The following is a 20,634-nucleotide window of genomic DNA, read 5'->3' on the forward strand; positions in this document are numbered from 1 at the left end:
GCGGTCATTTGCCGCGCGGCTTGGCGCGGGTCGTGGCGATCGCGGCGGCGGGGTCGTCGGGCCACGAATGGCGCGGATAGCGGCCTTTCATCTCGGCTTTCACCGACGCCCAGGAGCCCCGCCAAAAGCCCGGCAGATCGCGGGTGATCTGGATCGGGCGCGCGGCAGGGGAGAGTAGCTCGAGCGTCAAAGGAACCCGGCCCTTCGCCAGCGCGGGATGACGCGCCAGGCCGAAAAGCTCCTGCACCCGCACCGAAAGCGTGGGGCCTCCGTCCGTCGCATAATCGAGCGCTATGCGCGATCCCGCCGGCGTCTCGAAATGGGTCGGCGCTTCTTCATCGAGGCGCCGGCGCATGTCCCATGGCAAGAGGCTTTTTAAGGCCTGATCGAGGTCATCCGGCGCGATCGCCGCAAGACTGGTCTTGTCTTCCAGATGCGGCGCGAGCCAGTCCGCAGCCTTTTGGGCGAGCGCCGCATCGGAAAGATCGGGCCAGGCGTCATCGGCCTCGAAGCGCCGCAAGAAAAGGACTCGATCGCGCCATTGGCTCAGCCCCTTGCTGAAAGGAAGCCGATCGATCCCGAGCGCGGCGATCCCTTCGGCGAGTGTGCGAGCGGCCTCCGGCCCCGGCGCGACGGGCAGGTTCTGTTCGCTTAAGATGAGCGCGCCGAGCCGGCGCTGGCGGCGCGCCCTGAGCGCAGCGCGCTCGGGGTCGAAATAGATCTCGTCCTCGGTCGTGATTTTGGCGCGGCGACGCCTTCAATCTCCGCCTCGCCGAGCGCCGCAGCGAGAAGAATCCGGGACGATCCGGCCCGGCCGGCGATTTCGCCAATGGCGAGAAAGGGTTCGCGCGCCAAGGGTTCATGCGGCTCCAGCATCGCGGCGCGGCCGTTCGCCATGAGGAATTCGCCGGGCTTGCCCCGCGCCTTGGCTATCCGATCGGGAAAGGCGCGCGCGAGAAGCCGCCCGCAGGACGCGTTTTCCTCCGGCGCGCGCGATGCTCGTTTCGAGCCGGCGCGCGAGGCGAAACTCCGCGCGAGGCGGCGCGCGTCCTCGGCGCGTGGGGAGCGATCGCGCCGGAAACGTTCGAGGCGCAGGGCGAGATCCGGCGAATCGCCGCCGAGCCCCCGTTCGACGAGCAGTGTAGCGACCTCGGCCGCGGCCGAGGCATCGCCTTCCCGCACAGCGGCGACGACCATCGCGGCGAGGCGCGGCGGCAGAGCGAGGCCCGGCAATGGCTTTGCCCTCCTCCGTCAGCGCGCCATTGGCGTCGATGGCGCCTATGTCGCGCAAAAGCACGCGCGCCTCATTGATGGCCGGCGGCGGCGGCGGATCCAGCCATTTCAAGCTCGACGGCTCTCGCACGCCCCATAGCGCGAGATCGAGCATGAGGCCGGAGAGATCAGCCGCCATGATCTCTGGCGTCGAAAAAGGCGCAAGCGAGCCGGTCGCCGCCTCCTCCCACAAACGATAGCAGACCCCGGCCTCGGTGCGCCCAGCCCGGCCTCGGCGCTGATCGGCGGCGGCGCGGGAGACCCGCACTGTCTCCAACCGGGTCAAGCCGCGATCGGGTTCGAACCTCGGTGCGCGCGTCAGGCCGGAATCGATGACGATCCGGACGCCCTCGATCGTCAGAGAGGTTTCAGCGATCGAAGTGGCGAGCACGATCTTGCGGCGCGTCGCCTTGACCGGCGCTATGGCCCGGTCCTGCGCCGCCCGCTCGATCGCGCCATAAAGCGGCGCGATCTCGATCATCGGATCGCGAACCCGCTCGGCCAGCATGGCGGCGGCGCGATTGATCTCGCCTTGGCCCGGAAGAAACGCCAGAACCGAACCGTTTTCCTCCGCAAGCGCCCGCAATGCAGCGGAAACGATCGCCGTTTCGATCCGCTCGCCAGGATCGCGGCCAAAATATTTCGTCTCGACCGGAAACGCGCGGCCCTCGCTGACGATCACCGGGGCCTCGTCGAGGAGGCGGGCGACCCGCGCTCCGTCGAGCGTCGCCGACATCACAAGAAGACGCAGATCCTCCCGCAGCGCGCTCGCGACGTCGAGCGCAAGGGCGAGGCCCAGATCCGCATCGAGCGAACGTTCATGGAATTCATCGAAAATCACCGCCGCGACGCCCGCAAGCGTGGGATCGTCGAGAATCATGCGGGTGAACACGCCTTCCGTGACGATCTCGATCCGGGTTTTCGACGAAACCAGGGATTGCGAGCGCACCCGCAAGCCGATCGTTTCGCCGGGGCGCTCGCCAAGCGTCGCGGCCATATGCTCGGCGGCGGCTCTGGCGGCGATGCGGCGCGGTTCGAGAAGGATGATCTTGCCTCCGGCGGCGAAGGCTTCGTTCATCAAGACGAGGGGGACGCGCGTGGTCTTGCCGGCCCCAGGCGGCGCGACGAGGACCGCCTTGGCCTGCGCGGCAAGCTGCGCCTTGATCTCATCGAGAACGGCGTCGATTGGAAGCGTAGGGGTAAAGCTCGGCATGGACCCTTGTGACGTCAGCGCATCCCCGCATGGGTTCAGCCTGATCCGCCTCGCGCGATGATTAGCACATTTGGGTCAAGCGACCCGCCGTCATTTGGATTAGCTATAAGCAGCGAAGTCCGATGCCTTCGCGACTTCCGGTACGGCCTCGCGCTTGGCTATGCCCTGAGTCTGAGCGCGTTGGCCTCTGTCCGGACCGGCCGTCCCTCCCCCTGGGGCGGCCGGTCTTTCCGTCTGGCCGCGCCCACGGCGCGAACGCCATTCGGCTCGGGACGTTTTCTTTTCACGAAAAGCGCGGACCCCGCCGCGCCTCGGCCAGAGCCCGCGACAGCGCGCGGGCGAAATTCGCCTTCTCCCCCGGCCCGAGAAACCCCGCGATCTCGACGCTCTTGCCGCGCGAGACAAGGGCGAGCCGTTGTGTTCCGAACTCCTCGTGCTCCACGCGTTCGAGCCGCACCCAGGCCGGATTGAAGCGCCATTCCGCCCGCTGCCCCCTGGCGCTCACTTTCGCGAGCAGAAGCTCGAAATGCGTCACATGAACGTCTTCATAAGCGCGGGCGGCGTTGAAATTCGCGCGAAAGGCGAAATAGAAAAGCACCACGTCGAGCCCCATGAACCCGGCGATCGGCCAGGCGCCGAGAAAAATAAAGGGCAGGCTGGAAAACAGGCTCGCGCCCGAAAACACCATCAAGATCAGATGGAAGTTGCGCCGCGTGAGCGATCGGTACGGCTTTATCCGCGCCGCGAACAACCGCTGATTTTCCGGCTCGACGATCCCGGTTTCCACGATAGACATGCGCCGAAGCTCTTCTCTCCGCTGTTCTTCAAATTTATAACGCGCCCATGACCAAAATAAACCCGCCAAAAGAGAAACCCGCGCCGAAGGCCTCCGCCCGCCGGCTCGCGCCGATCGAGGCCGGTTCCAAGCCCGCCGCCAAGCTCGGCGCTAAAGGTCAAGGCAAGGGCTTGGCAAAGCCAAGCCACGCGCGCGCGACGCCGCCCGACCCCGCGCGCGTAAAAGAGATTTTCCGCCGTTTCGAAGCCGCCAACCCGCATCCGAAAGGCGAGCTCCACTATAAGAACGCCTTCACCCTTCTCGTCGCCGTGGTGCTCTCGGCGCAGGCCACCGACGCCGGCGTCAATAAGGCGACGCCCGCGCTTTTCGCCTTAGCCGACAGCCCGCAAAAAATGCTGGCGCTCGGCGAGGAGAAGGTGCGCGAGATGATCAAGACGATCGGCCTCTACCGGACCAAGGCGAAGCATGTGATCATGCTGTCGGAGCGGCTGGTGAAGGAGTTCGGCGGCGAGGTTCCGCAAAGCCGCGAGGCGCTCGAAACGCTTCCAGGCGTCGGCCGCAAGACCGCCAATGTGGTCATGAACATCGCCTTTGGCGCGCCGACCATGGCGGTTGACACCCATATTTTCCGCATCTCCAACCGCATTCCCTTGGCGCCCGGCAAGACGCCGCTCGAAGTCGAGCGCGGGTTGGAGAAGATCATCCCCGACGCCTACAAGCTGCATGCGCATCATTGGCTGATCCTTCACGGCCGCTATATTTGCATGGCCCGCGCGCCGAAATGCCCCGTGTGCATCATATCGGATCTGTGCCAATGGCCGGATAAGCGGGCGTAGGGGTTCGATCTGACGCAGAGACGTTCCAGCTTCGAACTTATGCGACTTTGACAGTGGCGTGCTACACTACTTCACGCAGTCGAATCGGCTTGGGAGGCCCCACGACGGTGAACAGCCGTCATAACGGGCCTTCGACTCTGCAGTATTGAAAACGGGAAATACTCTACCTACCTATCGCCGTATCGTTTATTTGGAGGCTTTCATGCCGCTGACCGAGTTCTCCGTTGTTTACGCATCCTCTCAGGAGGACGGGACTATAATTCACTGTTTCGACGGGCGCGAATTGGTACTCATTCTCGTGACGTGCGTGGCGCTCGATGATTATTTTGGCTGGCCGTGGTCGTTGCCCGACGAAAAAAGGCCTACGCTCCCTGAGCGCCACTTGGTTGTGGATCGGAATCTAGCTGCGTTTGAACCGATCATTCAAGGCAAGTATCAGCGTGGCGAATATAGCATCCTCAACAGAAGCGGCTCATCGCTTAAGCTGATCGAAGTCACTGGCGCGGACATCCCACGGGGCCGCGTCCAGCTTACAGACAGCGTGATTCAAACAGCGCGAGCGGCGTACTTCGCGCGGGCATGATTTCAACGTAGGGCAAGCCAAATGACATATTACGATCTTCTGATCGTGGGCCAACATAAACACTTGTCAACGCCCGCGCGAGACCGAAGTGAAGCGCTTGCTATCTTCGGAAAGGAACTCGGTCTCAATCTCACTCTGGAGGATTCTGACGCGGTTGTTGCTGTGTATCTGCTCGATGAGCGGGAGGCTTGTCCTCATTACGTAAACCCAACCATTCGCGTTTTTGCGACGGCGATCTGATCGGACGGCAAGACTAATGCCGATGCTAAGAATTCTCGCCGGGGCGCGCTCCGCCGGGGCGCAAGAAATCTTCGAGCCATGCGAACGCGCGATCCGTCACAACAGCGAGCAGCGCCACAATCGTCGCGCCTTGGATCACATAGGCCGGATTTGACGCAGAGAGTCCTTCGATGATCGGCGATCCGAGCGACAAGGCGCCGACGCTCGATCCGATCGTCGCCGTCCCGATGTTGATGATCACCGCATTGCGGAGCCCGGCGAGGATGAAAGGCGAAGCGAGCGGCAGTTCGATTCGCCACAGCAGGCTTTGCGGATCAAAGCCTATTCCCGTCGCTGCATCCCGCGTGGCGTCGGGAACCGCGCGAAGCCCCGTAATGGCGCCTTCGAGGACGGGGAGAATGGCGTAGAGGATGAGCGCGGCGAGCGTCGGCGCGCCGCCATAACCCAGAAGCGGAATAGCAAGCGCAAGCACGGCGACGGGCGGAAAAGTCTGGCCGATGGCGGCGATCGCGCTGACGATCGGCGCGAACTCGCGTCCGCTCTCGCGGGTGACGAAAATTCCGAGTCCAATTCCAATTGATGCGGCGACAAGGCTCGAGATCGCGACAAGCCAGCAATGCGCAAGTGTGAGCTCAAGAAAGCTCGCGCGCGTATAGATCGGACGCGGATCGGCGGGGAAGAGCGCGCGAAACAGCGGCTCCGCCGAGGGCATCGCGAAGATGCAGAAGAACAATAGAAGCGCGAGCCACAGGGCCGGCCGGCGCGCGCATCGCAGCAAGAAGGCGCCGAGACGTGCAAGGTCAGCGCTCATGGCCGCCTGCGATAATATCGGCAATGTCGATCTCGCCGAGCCGCGCGCCGCTTTCATCCTCCACGCGCAGCCGTGCACAGCGGCGCGCCAGCATCAGGTTCAGCGCCTGCTTGAGACTGGCGCCCGCCGCTATGGTCTCGGCGGCGCCAACCCACCGGCGTTTCATGCGCGCGCGAACCGGCACGATATCGAGGAGGCGAAACTGCATCGCCTCGCGGCCGAAAAAGTCCCGGACGAAATCATTCACCGGATGCAACAAAATCTCCTCGCGCGCCCCGGACTGAACCAGCCGGCCCTTGTGCATCACCGCCATGTTGGTCGCAAGCAGCAGAGCTTCGTCCATGTCATGCGTGACAAAGACGATCGTCTTGCCGCTTCGCGCATGTAGGCGGCGCAACTCCTCTTGCAGGTTCGCGCGGCTCAACGGATCGAGCGCGGCGAAGGGCTCGTCCATCAAGATGATGTCGGGGTCGGCGGCGAGCGCTCGCGCGACGCCAATGCGCTGCTGCTGACCGCCCGACAATTGTCGCGGATAGCGCGGCAACAGGCTCGGCTCGATCTGCAACAAAGCGACAATCTCGTCGATGCGCGCGCTCACTTTCGAGTCGCTCCAGTCAAGAAGGCGCGGGACGGCTGCGATGTTTTCTCGGATCGTCCAATGCGGAAAGAGGCCGACCGACTGGATGACATAGCCGACGCCGCGCCGCAGAAGCACCGGATCCAAGCTGCGAATGTCCTGGCCGCGCAGCTCGATCTTTCCCTGGTCCGCTTCGATCATCGCGTTGATCATGCGCAGGACCGTTGATTTGCCGCTGCCGGACGGACCGACAAGGACGCATAAGGCGCCCGCTTCAATGCGCAGCGAGAAATCCTCGACCGCCGCCGCGCCGCCGAAATGCTTCGACACGGAATGCAGTTCGATCATATTCGCCTCCGCGCCGATGCGATCAGCATTTGAAAGATGAAATCGGCGGCGAGCGCCAGAAGGATGATCGGGATCGCGCCGACCAGAACGAGATCGAGCGCATATTGGCCGACGCCCTGAAACACGAACGCCCCGAGGCCGCCGGCGCCGATCAGAGCTGCGACCGCCGCAAGCCCGATAGCCTGGATGGCGACCACGCGCAGGCCGGAGAGAAGCGCCGGCAGAGCGAGCGGCAATTCGACCGCGAAGAATAGTTTCCGCGCATCGAATCCCATGCCTAAGGCGGCGTCCTTCACGTCTTCGGCGACTTCGGCCAGGCCCGTATAAGAGCTGCGAACCAAAGGCAGAAGCGAATAAAGCGTCAAGGCGATGATCGCGGGCGCCGGGCCGGTTCCGCCGACGCCAAGATCGCGCAAGAAAGGCAGATCGCGGCTTAGCGCCGACAATGGCGCTATCAAGACGCCAAAAAGCGCAATTGACGGAATGGTCTGCAATATGCCGAGACTTGCGAAGACAAGGCCGCGCGCTTTGGCCTTGCGCAAGACAAGCGCGGTCAGCGGGACGCCCATGCACAAGGCGCAAAAGATCGCCGCGCCGACGAGCGCGAGATGACGCCCTAATTCGCTGAAGAAAATCGCGCGGTGGCTCGAAAATTCCTTGGCGAGCGAAAGATCCGCAAAACTTCCCGCTTGCGCCATGAGGACGAAGCCCACGCAGAGCCCCGCGACGAGTCCAACGCGCTGGGCGAGAGCTAGCTTCACTCTTTGCATGGCGTCGAGCATCGCGAGAAGCGCGACCGCAACCAAGGTCCAGAACGCTGCGCCAAGAGAATAGCGCGCGGCCGGCAGGCTCGCGCTTGAAAGCAGCGTCGCGAAATGTCCCGCGCCGCTAAGGCTCGCCCACAGGACCAGAGCGGCGACCAACAACGTCGCGTAACAGCGCCATTTGACTTGCGCTACAAATGCCAAAACCGTGAGCGCGCCAAGGCCGGCCATAACGGCCGCCGCTTCGATCAAGGGCGCCTGCTGCAAAGGCAGCGCGACGCTTCCCGCAAGGCGGTTCGGCGCGCTATTGAGAAACCCGCCATAAAGCGCCGCCACCGCGCCAATGAGGCCAAGCGCAAGAAGCACGCGGTCATGGACAACTGGCGTCATGGTCCTCCCCGCTTTGGCGCTGCGCCGGCTAATCCAACAGCCCCTTTGCGCCTAAGTAGGCGCGCGCGACGGCGGCGGCGTCTTCCCCCTCGACCGCGACTTTCTCGTTCAGATCGCGCAAGGTCGCAAGATCGAGGCTCGCGAAAACCGGCGCAAGCGCCTGCCTGATGTTCGGATAAAGTTCGAGGGTCGCCGCCCGCACGACCGGCGCCGGCGCATAGACCGGCTCGGCATGGCGAGGATCTTCAAGCGCAAGGAGATCAAGCGCTTTCAGGGCGCCATCCGCGCCATAGGCCATCGCGGCGTTGACGCCGGACATTCCATCGGCGGCGGCTTTCATCGTGGCGGACGTTTCGCCCCCTGACAAAACCAAGAGCTGCCGCGCTTCGAGCTTGAAGTCGTAAGCCGTCTCGAAAGCGGGAAGGCCCGCGGCGCTCTCCACGAATTCGGCCGAGGCCGCCAATTTGATTCTGTTTCCGTCCCGCGCGAAACGAGCGAAATCCTCCAGCGTCGCAAGGCTCTTCTCCCGCGCCAGACGGTTCGGGACGGCGATCGCCCAGCTATTGTCGGCGGGCGCCGGCCTCAGCCAGATGAGGCGGTTGTGCTGGTAATCGAGCTCGGCCGCGCGGACGTAGGCGGCCTCCGCATTCTTCCAGACGGGATCATCGTCCTGATGGAAGAAAAAGGCCGCGTTGCCGGTATATTCCACACAAAGGTCGATCGCGCCGGCGAGCAATGCTTCACGGAGAATTGCGGTCGGGCCGATCTGCAGACGGTTTTGCGTCTCTATTCCGACGTGGCCGAGCGCAAGCAGCGCCATATGGCCAAGGAGCGCGCCTTCGAGATCGAGTTTCGAGCCGACGACGACAGGCGAGGCGGCGACGCCTTTTCGCGAAAGGCAAAGGCAGAAGCCTCCGGCCAAAAGGCTGCGCCGAGTGAGGGAAGGCGGCGGCCTCATCAGAGCACAATCGTGAGGCGCTCTGCGGCGCGGGTGATGCCTGTATAGAGCCAGCGATTGCGATGTTCGCGAAAGGCGCCGCTCTCGTCGAACAGCACAACCGAGTTCCATTGCGAGCCTTGCGCCTTATGCACGGTCAGCGCATAGCCGAAATCGAATTCATCGGAGTCGCGGCGCTGTTTCGGGCTCAAAGCTTCTTCGCCGCCTGAGAAAAATTCCGGCAAGACGCCAATGCGAAGCGGCTTGCGCGTCGGATCGTCCTCCGGCACGACGTTCAGCGCCAGCTTTTTCTTGCGCGTCGTCGCAGTGGTTTTCACAATCCAGATGCCGCCGTTCAAAAGTCCCTTCGTCTTGTCGTTCCTGAGGCAGACCAATTTGTCGCCCGCCTCCGGAAAGGCGCTTTCATAGCCATAGAGCTCGCGCATGCGTCGATTGTAGGATCTCCGCGTGCGGTTTAATCCGACGAGAACTTGATCGGCCAAGGTCACGGCGCCGGAATCGATGTCGCGGCGTTCGATCACCCGGCTTTCGCCGTAAGCGCCGAGCGAAAGCCGTCCGCCTTCGCGCACCAGCATGGACATTTTGATGATCGGATTATCCGCCGCCTGACGGTGAACCTCGGTCAGCATGATATCCGGCTCCGCTTCGGTGAAGAAGCCGCCGCCTTTCACCGGAGGCAATTGGGCGGGATCGCCGAGGACGAGCACGGGCTTGCCGAAGGACAGGAGATCGCGGCCGAGATCGGCGTCGACCATGGAGCATTCGTCAATAATGACGAGGCTCGCCTTGGCGACCGCGCTCTCTTCATTCAGGACAAACGAAGGCTCCTCCGTCTCTGTCTCGCGCGGCTTATAGATCAGGCTGTGGATCGTTCGGGCGTCCTTGCAGCCCTTGGAGCGCAGAACGAGCGCCGCCTTGCCGGTGAAGGCGGCGAAGGCCACCTCGCCTTCAATATCCTCGGCGAGCTGCTTGGCGAGCGTCGTCTTGCCCGTGCCGGCATAGCCGAAAAGCCGGAAGACCTGAGGCTCGCCTCGCTTCAGCCATGTGGCGACGGCGGCGAGAGCCGCATCCTGCTGCGGCGACCATGTCATGCCGGGCCTTTGCGAAAAAGAGAGACCGAAGGCATTGCGCCAAAAAGCTTCGAAAGGCGCAAGGCCGGAATTCCTGGAGCATGTTCCGAAAAAGCTGATCAACTTTTTCGATCGGAACATGCTCCAGCTTATTGATCTGGAGCGAGTTCTTATCGATTGGACGATTCCATCCAATCGGAACGCGCTCTAGCCTCAAACGTCGCCGTCGTGTCATCGCGGTCCTCTACCTTCGCCGGACTGCAGGGCGGCCCTAAATCCCCACGATGATTTGAATTGGCGGCGTCTTCATCCTTAAGCTAGGCTTAAGTCAGTCGCTCGCAAGCACATAAGGAGAAGCGAAATGAAGCGTTTCGGTATCGCAGTCGCGCTGTCCAGTCTAGCCTGCGTAGCCCTTGCGCAGGAAAAGCCGCTCGCGCCGCCTGAGGGGGCGAAGCCATTGTTCGAGCTCGCGGCGCGTGGCGTACAAGTGTATGTCTGCGAGGAAAAAGACAAAACCTACGCCTGGGTCTTTCAAGAACCGGCGGCGACGCTTTTCGACGCGGAAGGGCAAGAGGTCGGGACGCATTCCAAAGGCCCGAAGTGGACGCTTTCCGACGGCTCGTCGGTGACCGGCGAGCTGGTCTCCAAACAGGCCTCGCCGCAACAGGGCGCTGTCCCTTGGCTGCTGCTCGACGTCAAGTCGCATGAGGGCGCAGGGCGGCTCGCGGACGCGGCCTATATCCTGCGAGTAAATACGAGGGGCGGCGCGGAGCCGGACGACGGCTGCGAGGAGTCCCAAAAGGGCGAAACAGTGCGAATTCGCTACTCTGCGTCCTATAAATTTTTCGGGAAATAGCCCCGACGCGAAAGCGGTTGCTTTCTCGGAAAAATCGTCAAAGAGCGCGAGCGCAATTTTCCTGCGCTCCCCGCCGCGCCACACCTCCGCTCACATAAAAAGCGGCTCCCTATCGAGGCCGCCATAGAGGCCGGCGACGAATTCGCCGTAACCATTGAACAATTGCGTCGGGCGCCGCTCATGCGCGCCAAGCACCTCTTCAGTGGCTTGGCTCCAGCGCGGATGCGGGACATTCGGATTCACATTCGCCCAAAAACCGTATTCCGAAGGGCCCAGTTGCTCCCAAAACGTCTTCGGGCGCTCCGCGACGAATGAAATCCGCGTGATCGACTTGATCGACTTGAAGCCATATTTCCACGGCGTCGCGAGGCGCAGCGGCGCGCCCATGCTCTTGGGCAAAGGCTTGCCATAGGCGCCGGTCACGAGGAAGGCGAGATCGTTCGCAGCCTCCGCCATGGTCAGGCCCTCGACATAGGGCCAGGGATACCAGACCTGACGCTGCCCCGGCGCCATGATCCGATCCAGGAATGTCTCCAGCCGAACATATTTGGCGGAAGCTTGAGGCTCCGCGGCGTCGAGCAGGGTCCGTAGGGGAAAGCCGGTCCAGGGCACGGCCATCGCCCAGGCCTCGACGCAGCGGTGGCGATAGAGGCGCTCTTCGAGCGGCATGGACTTCAAAAGATCGTCGATGGCGATCTCGCGCGGGCTTGCGACGAGCCCGTCGATCTTGACCGTCCATGGCCGGATCTTGAGCGATTCGGCGGCCGCCGCTATCTCCTTGCTCGCGCCAAACTCATAAAAATTATTGTACCGCGTATTGACCGCCTCGGGCGTCACCGGGCGATCGAGCGTGAAAGCCTCATTGCGTTTCGCTGGATAGAGGGCGGGGGAAGAGTCGGGCTCGCCGGCGGCCAAGGCGGACCCCGCGCCAAACGCGCCCAAGGCGGCGATCGCGGCGGCGCCTTTCAGGACGGTCCTGCGCTCAAAAAAGAGACGTTCCGGCGTCGCGTGACGTTCGGAAATCTCCCAGCCCTTGCGGCGACGAATCAACATGGCGTTTGTCCTTGGCGGCGGTGTCTGATGCTAGATACGTTGGCCGCAGCGAGTTTGTTACGCCGCCATCATCGCCGGCCGATCACGATCGCGCGACCGCAAAAAGACGCAGCGGCGGATTGAGGGAGTATAGTGGACGCCGACCCGAGAAAATATGACCCATGAAACAAAGAGAGTGGAATGCGGCGCTCTTACCTTCTTCCGGCATCCCTCATGTGGCTGGTTGCTTGTTCCCTCGCCAGGTCAGCGGACGCCTCCACGGAATCATTCCACTTGACTGGGCTAGGCCCGTAGGGCGCGAAAAAGTTGATGCGCTTTTTCGATTCGGCGCATATTCAAACCGGCGGGCAGCGCAGAGTCTCGCATATGCACTGGACAAGTAGTTCGCCGTAGGCGAAGCAAGGGCCCCAATAAGTGCCGGAACTGCCTGAAGTTGAAACGGTCCGCCGCGGACTTGAGCCGGCGATGGTCGGGACGCGACTCATCGGCGTCGATCAAAGGCGGCCGGATCTGCGGTTTCCTTTTCCGGAGAATTTCGCAAGACGCCTTGCCGGCCGCCGGGTTGAAGCGCTCGGGCGAAGAGCGAAATATCTTCTCGCCGATCTCGACGACGCCCAGGTCCTCGTCATGCATCTCGGCATGTCGGGATCGTTTCGCATCGAGGCCTCGGCGCGCGGAGCGCTCCCTGGAGCCATCGGCCAGGCGGCCGCCAAAAACGCCGCGCATGACCATGTCGCCTTCGACCTCTCGACCGGCGCGCGGATCGTCTACAATGATCCGCGTCGGTTCGGCTACATGCTCTTGATTGCGCGGGCCGAACTCGCTTCCCATCCACTGTTCAAGACGATCGGGCTTGAGCCGCTCGGCAATGAACTCGACGGCGCGGCATTGGCCGCCCGCTTCGCCGGAAAGACAACATCGCTCAAGGCGGCCCTTCTCGATCAGAGCCTGATCGCCGGCCTTGGCAATATCTACGTCTGCGAGGCGCTTCATCGCGCCGGCCTATCGCCGCGCCGCGCCGCCGACAGCCTTGCGCGGAAGGATGGGACCCCAAGCGAACGCGCCCATGTTCTCGCTCGAGTGATTCGCGAGGTGCTGGAGGAAGCCGTCGCCGCGGGCGGCTCCTCTCTGCGCGACCATCGCCAGACCAATGGCGCGCTCGGCTATTTCCAGCATAGTTTTCGGGTTTACGACCGCGAAGGCTTCGCCTGCCAAAAGCCCGGCTGCGGTGGAACGGTCAAACGGATCGTTCAATCCGGCCGCGCGACCTTCTTTTGCGGATCATGCCAAAGATAGAAGGTCGCGTCAGCTATGCGCGACCTTGGGCGGTTTGGCCGGCTTAATCGGAGATGAGCCGAGCACCACAACGCGGGTGCCGGCCGGCGTCCGGTTATAGAGGTCGATCACGTCCTGATTGATCATGCGGATGCAGCCGGACGAGACGCTCTGCCCGATAGTCCATGGCTCGACCGTGCCATGAATGCGAAACAGCGTGTCCTGATTGCCCTGCCAAAGATACATGGCCCGGGCGCCGAGCGGATTTTTCGGCCCGCCGTGCATTCCTTCGCCACTTTGAAGCTCGCTCATCATTTTCTTGAGCTCGGGCTTGCGCTCGATCATTTCCTTTGGCGGATACCAATCCGGCCATTCCTGCTTGCTCTTGATCGTCGCTTCGCCGGACCAGACGAAGCCTTCCTTTCCGACGCCGACGCCATAACGAGTCGCCTGCCCGCCTTCCTCGACATGGTACAGATAGTGATGCGCCGGATCGACCACGATCGTGCCGGGGGGCTCATTGGTCGCGTAGGCGACCTTCTTGCGCAAGAAGGAGCGATTGATCTCGGACAACTTTATAGCCGGAACAGGAAAGGGCTCTCCCGCGACCGGCCCATAGACGGCGCCGTACTGCGGGTCTGCGCCGACATCGGCCGCAAAATCGGCCTCCGCCGTTTGCGGCGGCGGAAGCGGCGTTGCTTGACGGCCGCCAGAGGCGCCGTCTGCGCCGCCGGCGCGGCTGGAACGCCCGCCTGAATTGAAGGATTTTGCGTCGTGCCGACGCAGCCGGCGAGCCCCAACGCGGCTGAGGCCGACGCGCCCGCGATGACTGTGCGGCGGTTCATTCGAGGCATGGGACAACCACTTGTGCAGATGGCTAAAAAAATATTCTAACTGAGAAGCTTGCGCAGCGATATTGCACTTATGCCACGGTCGCCGCTTTCTTTTGCTTTTTCTGGGGCAAGATTGGGGCGCTTCAGATGCAAGCTCAGGATCCAATCATAAGCGCTGAGGTCAAGGCGATCTCGGCCAAGGAGCCGTTTCGGAGAAAAAACGCCGCCGCCTGCGCGTCGGCTCTTGTCAAAACCGTATTTCGATATATCTTAATGTTAGATATATCGAAATACGGTTTCGATATAGGCTTAACAACTACAAGGAAAAAATATGAGATTTCATCCCCATTTTCACGCTTTCGCGCATGGCGAAGGCCATCGCCACTCCGAGTCCAGGGGTCCTCACGATTTCTTTCGCCGCCACGGCCGGTTCGGCGGACACAAGCGCATGTTCGAGCAGGGCGACCTTCGCTTCGTCGTCCTGAAGCTGATTTCGGAAAAGCCCTCGCACGGCTATGAAATCATCAAGGCAATCGAGGATCGTCTCGGCGGCTCCTATGCGCCGAGCCCCGGCGTCATCTATCCGACCCTGACCCTGCTGGAGGAAATGGGCGCGATCCGGGTGCAGGAGACCGAGGGGCCGCGCAAGCTCTACGCGATCACGCCGGAGGGCGAGGAGACGTTGCGACAAAACCAGGCGACTGTCGACGCGATCTTTGAACGCATGGCGGAGGTCAACGCGCGGCACGGCGGCGGTCCGGCCCCCCAGATCATCCGCGCGATGGAAAACCTCAGGACCGCCATGCGGCTGCGGCTGTCTCGCGGACCTCTCAACGCCGCGCAACTCGCCGAGATCACGAATATTCTCGACGCGGCGGCCAAAGCCGTGGAGGCGAGCTGACAAGCTCGCCGACCGGCCGCGCCGCATTGGCGCGAGACCGGCGGGGATTTCCTTAGGCTGCGCCGGGGCCTTATGCGCTCTCTTTCGCCCGGAAGGCGCGCTTGCGCTCGTTCGGGTCGAGATAGGTCTTGCGCAGCCGGATCGACTTCGGCGTGACTTCGACGAGTTCGTCATCCTCGATATAGGCGAGCGCGCGCTCGAGCGTCATCTTGATCGGCGGCGTGAGCCGCACCGCCTCGTCCTTGCCGGCGGCGCGGATATTGGTGAGCTGCTTGCCCTTGAGGACGTTGATTTCCAGGTCATTTTCCCGCGTGTGCTCGCCGACGATCATGCCGCGATAGACCTTCCAGCCGGGCTCGATCATCATCGGGCCGCGATCTTCCAGCTTCCACATGGCGTAGGCGACCGATTCGCCATTGTCGTTCGAGATCAGGACGCCATTACGCCGTCCGGTGATCTCGCCCTTCCACGGCGCATATTCATGGAACAGCCGGTTCATGATCGCGGTGCCGCGCGTGTCGGTCAGGAGTTCGCCCTGATAGCCGATAAGCCCGCGCGTCGGCGCATGGAAGACGAGCCGCAGGCGATTGCCGCCCGATGGCCGCATCTCGATCATTTCGGCCTTGCGTTCGGCCATTTTCTGCACGACGACGCCGGAATGCTCCTCGTCGACGTCGATCACGACTTCCTCGATCGGCTCCAGCAGCTGCTTGCCGTCCTCGGCCTTTTGAAAGACGACTTTGGGCCGGGAGACGCCGAGTTCGAAACCTTCCCGTCGCATTGTCTCGATCAGGATCGCGAGCTGCAATTCGCCGCGGCCGGAGACGATATAAGAATCCGAGCCGGGCGAATCCTCGATCTTCAAGGCCACATTGCCTTGCGCCTCCTTGTAGAGACGGTCGCGGATGACGCGGCTTGTCACTTTGTCGCCTTCGGTTCCGGCCAGCGGCGAATCATTGACCAGGAAGGTCATGGAAAGAGTTGGCGGATCAATTGGCTGCGCCTGCAAAGGCTCGACGACTTCCGGCGCGCAGAGCGTATCGGCGACGTTGAATTTCTCCAGCCCGGCGATGGCGACAATATCGCCGGCTTCTGCCTCCTCGATCGGAGCGCGTTCGATTCCGCGAAAGGCCAGAATTTTAGAGACCCGGCCCTGCTCCACCACATTGCCCTTGCGGTCGAGAACTTTGACGCTCTGGTTTGGCTTCACCGAGCCGGCAAATACGCGGCCTGTGATCAGGCGACCGAGATAGGGATTGGCTTCGAGCAAAGTGCCGAGCATTCGAAAGCCACCGTCTTCGATGCGCGGCGCCGGAACATGTTTTAGGACCAGATCGAACAAGGGGGCCATGCCCTCCTGGGGGCCGTCCGGGCTCGCGGCCATCCAGCCCTGCTTCGCCGAGCCATAGAGGATCGGAAAATCGAGCTGCTCATCCGTCGCGTCCAGGGCCGCGAAAAGATCGAAAACCTCGTTCACGACCTCGGTCACGCGGGCGTCCGGCTTATCGACCTTGTTCACCGCGACAATCGGCCGAAGGCCGATTTTCAGCGCTTTTCCGACCACGAATTTCGTCTGCGGCATCGGCCCTTCCGACGCGTCGACGAGAACGATCGCGCCATCCACCATCGAAAGGATGCGCTCCACTTCACCGCCGAAATCGGCGTGGCCCGGCGTATCGACGATATTGATGCGCGTATCTTTCCAGGCGATCGAGGTCGCCTTGGCCATGATCGTGATGCCGCGCTCTTTTTCGAGATCGTTCGAATCCATGACCCGTTCTACGAGGCGCTGATTCTCGCGAAACGCGCCCGATTGCTGCAGCAGCCGGTCAACGAGAGTTGTTTTGCCGTGATCGACGTGAGCGATAATAGCAATATTGCGAAGATTCATTTTGGTTGCCATGTCTAATTCAAGTTGCTTTGGTCTCTGGACCAAAGACCGGACGTTCGATCGCGCCAAAGCGCCCCACGCGAACTCTTTCGTCCCGGAGTCCGCGAGCGATCCTAAAGATGAGCCGGCTAAGATATGGGGTGGCGCTTTCGCAGTTGCAGCATCCCATATACGAAACAGCTTGATTTGGAAACATATTATGAAACGCCTGCGCGAAGCCCTGATGAAGGTCCGCTTCCGCAGGCCGGGATCACGCCATCATGGACGGACTGACCTTATTCGGGCTGATCGCGGTTTGCGCGATGCTTGCAACCTACGCGCTCGAAGAGCGCAGCCCGTGGTTCATCCTCGGCTTCGCCTTGGCCTGTTGCCTCGGATCGATCTACGGCTTTTTGCAGGGGGCCTGGCCTTTTGGGCTTGTCGAGGCGATCTGGAGCCTGGTCGCGCTGCGGCGGTGGGTAGTCGTCCGGCGAAAAGGCGCCCGAATCAGCCCAAAGGAAGACGCTCCAATATAGGCGCGCCGACGCTCCCGCGCCGCTGGCCCTATTCTATTCGTTGACGAGGCGCGGCGCGAAGCGGGTTCGAACCGGAGTCTCGAAAAACCGCCGCCGCTCGGCGATGGCGTGGCGGACCTGGTTCAAGGCAAGCCCCGTCGCAGCCAGACGATTGCCGCTCAGAGCGTGACTCGCGTCGAGGGCCAGCGCCATCGCCAGAAGCTCGTCGGCTTCCCTTTCCAGTTCATCAAGCGCATCGAGACGTTCGACGCTTCGGCTGACCCTGATGATTTCGATCAAGCGCTGCAAGATTCGCTCAAAGTCCGCGCCTTGGCGGCGGTTGAACCTCGCGACGAGCGCCGCCGCGCCGGTGCCAAACAGGCTGAGGACCATGGCGCCGATATAGATGAAATCGCTGTATGTCTCGAAGAAGCTCTTTTCTTCGTCGTCGAGATAGGCGAGGGCGCCAGGGTGAACCGGCAAGGCCGCGCCCTTGTCCGTCGAAGGCGCCTCGATGCGGTTTGCGATCGGAACATGGGCCGCTATGCTCGGCCGCGCCTCCAGCATGAGTCGGGTCAATTCGCCGACCACTTCATTGCCCAGGCTGTGTCTCGCGACGAGCCGCGTGCTTGAGCCGAGCGTGTCGAAATCGGCCGCCGGCTTTGGCTGAGCCCCGCCAAAAGCGCCGCGCACCACCTCGATCGCTTCGAAATTCGGCGCGCGCTGCGCGATCGCCTTGGCCTCGGCGATGGGGATGAAAATGGGTTGACCATGCCCGGCCTCGGCGACAGCCGCGACCGCCGCAGTCACCGTCGGAGCCCCGGGCGCCTCAATCGCGAGCACCGCGTCGACCTCCTGATTCTCGATCGCCGCCTGTAGATCGTCGAGAGCCAGCGCCACCCTCCTGACTGAGCCTACGGGAACGTCATATTGGGCGAGGGCCGCATCAAGCAGGGTCTGACTGCCGGTCCTCCCGGCTTGGCCGCCTAGGAGGACGCCGACTTTCCGACCCCGCAGGTCTTCGACTGAGCGAAGCTCGGATTCCGCCGGCGCGACCAGGACCGCGGCGTTCCGGCGCATGATCAAGACAGTTTGGCCGCCGGCCGGCATGGCGACATCGCTACGCACGACCGCGAGATCGGCGCGCTGCTCCTCGAGGGCCCGCGAAGTTTCCGCCAGAGTCTCGACGACGACCGCCTTGAGGCGAATCGGCTCTTGCTCATGCGCAAATTCCTGCGCCGCCGCGGCGAGGATCGCCTGGTCGTCGCTGTCGCGCGTCACCGCCACCCGAAGGACGCTCGGCCGTTCATACATGTAGATCGCTGCGCCCACCCCGGCGATTACGGCGAGGGCGCCGCCAAGTGCGGCAAACCTGAGAGCGCGCATCCTAGTCTCCATGGAACATGATCCGTCGAAGCGGGACTCGTCCGCTGGTAAATGCGCCCCTGGTCAACCCCCCAGCCCGAAGCGGAATGTCAAGCTGAAGCCGTCCGTTCATTCGCCTTTCGCTCAAACTCATCGAAACTCGAAAACAAGGCAGGATCATGAAAATTCTCTTACCGCTCGTCCTGTCCCCCCCAGGCCAAAAAGAATTCAGACGCATCCGCCCCTAGGTCCTCTAAGCGAGGATCGCGCCAACGAACTAATGGTTCCAGCATTTCGCGTTAAAAGCAAAACCCAAGCAAGCGGAATTGGATTTTGCCCTTAAGTTTTTGATAAGGCGTAATCTTGTCGTGAAGCTGGTCTCTCCTCCGTCGGCCAAGCTCTTGTGCAAACGTGATCGAGAGGACTGCCGACAAAAATAGAGTCTTCCGGCGCTATTCAATTGAAGAAGAGCGCCTTCCTGCGCTTCGCACAGGCGGATCTGCATCAAATTCGCTTGAAATGCGCTGATCGTCAGTCCGTCGCCGTCACTCGGCGGCCTTCGCGTTCTCGCGCGCCGGTTCAAAAGCCGCGGCGGCAAAGGCCTCGCCGATCAGAATGACGCAAGGCCCGGACGGCTCATCGGCTGCAACTTTCGCCGGAAGATCGCCGATCGTTCCGACGATGGTCCGTTCGTCCGGGCACGTCGCCCGCTCGACGAGAACCGCCGGCGTGGCCGGATCAATTCCCTGCGCCAGCAAACGGCCGGACAGAACGCTAAGCGTTTTCAATCCCATATAGACGACGCTCGACGCCCCCTTGTCGCAGAGCGCGCGCCAATCGATGTCTTCCGGAAGCTTTCCGTCATGCGCATGCGCAGTAATGAATTGCACGCGCCGCGCCTTGTCTCGCTCGGTCAGGGAAACCTGCAACGCCGCCGCGGCCCCGAGCGCCGCCGTGACGCCCGGAACGACCTCGACAGGAACGCCGGCTTCGCGCAATGCGGCGATTTCCTCATTGGCCCGGCCGAAAATCATCGGATCGCCGCCCTTGAGGCGAATCACGCGCTTGCCGTTTCGCGCGAGCGAGATCAGCAGCGCGACGATATGCTCCTGCCGGCAGGATGGCTTATAGCCGCGCTTCCCGACCGGGATTTTTTCCGCCTCCCGCCGCGCCATCTCGACGACGCCGGGCGCCACGAGATCGTCATAGAGGACCACATCGGCGGACTGCAGAATCCGCAAGGCCTTCAACGTCAAGAGCTCGGGATCGCCGGGGCCGGCCCCGACAAGAGCGACCGACCCCACCTTCGTTTGTGGCGCGCCGGCTTCGGCTTCGGCCAGCAGCTTTGCAAGATCGCCCTCGCCCGGCCCCGTTCGCCGAGCGTCGAGCGCCTTGGCGCTGAAAAGCTCCCAAAACCGCCTTCGCGTTTTCGCCGGCAGGTCGAGCGCCTTGAGTCTTCGCCGCCAGACCTTGGCCGCCCCGGCCCAAAGCTTGACCTCAAGCGCCAGCATGCCTTCAAGGCGTCCCCGCAACGCCTGCGCCAGGACCGGCGCGCCTCCACCGGTTGATATGCCGACCACCAAGGGCGAGCGGTTGACGATCGCGCCGAATTGAAAGTCTGAAAACTCCGGCCTGTCGATAATATTGGCCGGAACGCCAGCGGCATGCGCCGCTGTCTTGAATTCCGCCGCCTCTCCGCGGTTCTGGACATCCGCGACGGCGAGCGCGGCGCCATGCAAATCATCCGGCTCGAAACGGCGTGAAATGAGGCGCACCGTGGGATCACGCCGCGCGAAGGCGCAAAGCCCCTCGCAAGGATTTGCGCTATAGACGTCAAGCATGGCCCCGGCGGCATGGAAAAGCTCGGCCTTCCAAAGGGCGGCGTTCGAGCCGCCAGCGAGAACGACACGCTTGCCCTTGAGAGCAAAGAAGACCGGCAGGCTGGCCAGCTCCTGCATAAGCGGCCTCGTTTCCTCACCGGGTGCGCCGAGCGGCGGCAATGCCCTACTCATGAAAGCGCTTTTTTCCTATCTCCGTCGCCATGTCGCCGCAGACTGCAAATGCGGCTCGCCAAGGCAATAAACAGTTGGAGATCGCATTGGCAAACC

At 62.5% G+C, this 20,634-nt stretch carries 18 protein-coding genes and 1 pseudogene; 7 read left to right on the top strand and 12 right to left on the bottom strand.

Going from position 1 to position 20,634, the window contains the following annotated elements:
- Positions 1 to 4 precede the first annotated feature (4 nt).
- Positions 5 to 2,485: pseudogene (hrpB, locus tag RZS28_RS05895) on the bottom strand (ATP-dependent helicase HrpB).
- A gap of 283 nt (positions 2,486 to 2,768) precedes the next feature.
- A complete protein-coding gene (locus RZS28_RS05900; protein ID WP_407340400.1) occupies positions 2,769 to 3,281 on the bottom strand; it encodes a DUF2244 domain-containing protein in 513 nt (170 codons plus the stop codon).
- A 47-nt stretch (positions 3,282 to 3,328) separates the two neighbouring features.
- Between RZS28_RS05900 and nth the strand changes: the two genes are divergently transcribed.
- The 3 genes from nth (at position 3,329) to RZS28_RS05915 (ending at position 4,940) form a co-directional block, all read left to right on the top strand.
- Entirely contained in the window at positions 3,329 to 4,117 is a 789-nt protein-coding gene (gene nth, locus RZS28_RS05905) for an endonuclease III (protein ID WP_407340401.1), read from the top strand.
- A 202-nt stretch (positions 4,118 to 4,319) separates the two neighbouring features.
- Positions 4,320 to 4,700, top strand: coding sequence for a hypothetical protein (locus RZS28_RS05910; RefSeq protein WP_407340402.1), 381 nt, complete (start codon positions 4,320 to 4,322; stop codon positions 4,698 to 4,700).
- 21 nt (positions 4,701 to 4,721) lie between these two features.
- Positions 4,722 to 4,940 (top strand): hypothetical protein, encoded by a 219-nt coding sequence (locus tag RZS28_RS05915; protein WP_407340403.1) that lies wholly within the window; start codon positions 4,722 to 4,724, stop codon positions 4,938 to 4,940.
- 25 nt (positions 4,941 to 4,965) lie between these two features.
- Here the strand turns inward: RZS28_RS05915 and RZS28_RS05920 are convergent, their stop codons facing one another.
- Genes RZS28_RS05920 through RZS28_RS05940 form a run of 5 tightly spaced genes read right to left on the bottom strand, consistent with a single transcriptional unit; the run spans position 4,966 to position 9,879 of the window.
- Positions 4,966 to 5,751: an ABC transporter permease gene (locus tag RZS28_RS05920; RefSeq protein ID WP_407340404.1), complete on the bottom strand. Its 786-nt coding sequence runs from the start codon at positions 5,749 to 5,751 to the stop codon at positions 4,966 to 4,968.
- Positions 5,741 to 6,676: an ABC transporter ATP-binding protein gene (locus tag RZS28_RS05925; protein ID WP_407340405.1), complete on the bottom strand. Its 936-nt coding sequence runs from the start codon at positions 6,674 to 6,676 to the stop codon at positions 5,741 to 5,743. Before RZS28_RS05925 ends, RZS28_RS05920 begins: the two co-directional genes overlap by 11 nt.
- The gene (locus RZS28_RS05930; RefSeq protein WP_407340406.1) at positions 6,673 to 7,830 is read right to left on the bottom strand and encodes an ABC transporter permease; all 1,158 of its coding nucleotides are present in this window, start codon (positions 7,828 to 7,830) and stop codon (positions 6,673 to 6,675) included. The genes RZS28_RS05925 and RZS28_RS05930 overlap by 4 nt, the downstream gene beginning before the upstream one ends.
- A 28-nt stretch (positions 7,831 to 7,858) precedes the next feature.
- Positions 7,859 to 8,788: a glycine betaine ABC transporter substrate-binding protein gene (locus RZS28_RS05935; protein ID WP_407340407.1), complete on the bottom strand. Its 930-nt coding sequence runs from the start codon at positions 8,786 to 8,788 to the stop codon at positions 7,859 to 7,861.
- Positions 8,788 to 9,879, bottom strand: a complete 1,092-nt coding sequence (locus RZS28_RS05940) for an ATP-dependent RecD-like DNA helicase (RefSeq protein ID WP_407340408.1) — start codon at positions 9,877 to 9,879, stop codon at positions 8,788 to 8,790. The genes RZS28_RS05935 and RZS28_RS05940 overlap by 1 nt, the downstream gene beginning before the upstream one ends.
- 340 nt (positions 9,880 to 10,219) lie before the next feature.
- Here RZS28_RS05940 and RZS28_RS05945 point away from each other — a divergent pair, with 340 nt between their 5' ends.
- Complete coding sequence (locus RZS28_RS05945; protein WP_407340409.1) at positions 10,220 to 10,714, top strand: DUF3455 domain-containing protein; 495 nt, start codon at positions 10,220 to 10,222, stop codon at positions 10,712 to 10,714.
- 90 nt (positions 10,715 to 10,804) lie between these two features.
- On the opposite strand, the gene msrP is transcribed toward RZS28_RS05945, so the two are convergent.
- Positions 10,805 to 11,767, bottom strand: a complete 963-nt coding sequence (msrP, locus tag RZS28_RS05950; protein ID WP_407340410.1) for a protein-methionine-sulfoxide reductase catalytic subunit MsrP — start codon at positions 11,765 to 11,767, stop codon at positions 10,805 to 10,807.
- A 414-nt stretch (positions 11,768 to 12,181) separates the two neighbouring features.
- On the opposite strand from msrP, the gene mutM reads away from it, so the two are divergent.
- Positions 12,182 to 13,063: a bifunctional DNA-formamidopyrimidine glycosylase/DNA-(apurinic or apyrimidinic site) lyase gene (mutM, locus tag RZS28_RS05955; RefSeq protein ID WP_407340411.1), complete on the top strand. Its 882-nt coding sequence runs from the start codon at positions 12,182 to 12,184 to the stop codon at positions 13,061 to 13,063.
- Between the two features lie 9 nt (positions 13,064 to 13,072).
- On the opposite strand, the gene RZS28_RS05960 is transcribed toward mutM, so the two are convergent.
- On the bottom strand, positions 13,073 to 13,903 hold the full coding sequence (locus RZS28_RS05960) for a L,D-transpeptidase (protein ID WP_407340412.1): 831 nt from the start codon (positions 13,901 to 13,903) through the stop codon (positions 13,073 to 13,075).
- Positions 13,904 to 14,206: 303 nt separating this feature from the next.
- On the opposite strand from RZS28_RS05960, the gene RZS28_RS05965 reads away from it, so the two are divergent.
- A complete protein-coding gene (locus RZS28_RS05965) occupies positions 14,207 to 14,776 on the top strand; it encodes a PadR family transcriptional regulator (RefSeq protein WP_407340413.1) in 570 nt (189 codons plus the stop codon).
- 70 nt (positions 14,777 to 14,846) lie between these two features.
- Here the strand turns inward: RZS28_RS05965 and typA are convergent, their stop codons facing one another.
- On the bottom strand, positions 14,847 to 16,667 hold the full coding sequence (gene typA, locus RZS28_RS05970; protein ID WP_407340414.1) for a translational GTPase TypA: 1,821 nt from the start codon (positions 16,665 to 16,667) through the stop codon (positions 14,847 to 14,849).
- Positions 16,668 to 16,927: 260 nt separating this feature from the next.
- On the opposite strand from typA, the gene RZS28_RS05975 reads away from it, so the two are divergent.
- Complete coding sequence (locus RZS28_RS05975) at positions 16,928 to 17,182, top strand: hypothetical protein (protein ID WP_407340415.1); 255 nt, start codon at positions 16,928 to 16,930, stop codon at positions 17,180 to 17,182.
- A 33-nt stretch (positions 17,183 to 17,215) separates the two neighbouring features.
- On the opposite strand, the gene RZS28_RS05980 is transcribed toward RZS28_RS05975, so the two are convergent.
- The gene (locus RZS28_RS05980) at positions 17,216 to 18,547 is read right to left on the bottom strand and encodes a TAXI family TRAP transporter solute-binding subunit (RefSeq protein WP_407340416.1); all 1,332 of its coding nucleotides are present in this window, start codon (positions 18,545 to 18,547) and stop codon (positions 17,216 to 17,218) included.
- A 524-nt stretch (positions 18,548 to 19,071) separates the two neighbouring features.
- A complete protein-coding gene (gene cysG / locus RZS28_RS05985; protein ID WP_407340417.1) occupies positions 19,072 to 20,484 on the bottom strand; it encodes a siroheme synthase CysG in 1,413 nt (470 codons plus the stop codon).
- Between the last annotated feature and the right edge of the window lie 150 nt (positions 20,485 to 20,634).

The organism is Methylocapsa polymorpha, from assembly GCF_045689225.1.
GTDB classification, from domain to species: Bacteria; Pseudomonadota; Alphaproteobacteria; order Rhizobiales; family Beijerinckiaceae; genus Methylocapsa; species Methylocapsa polymorpha.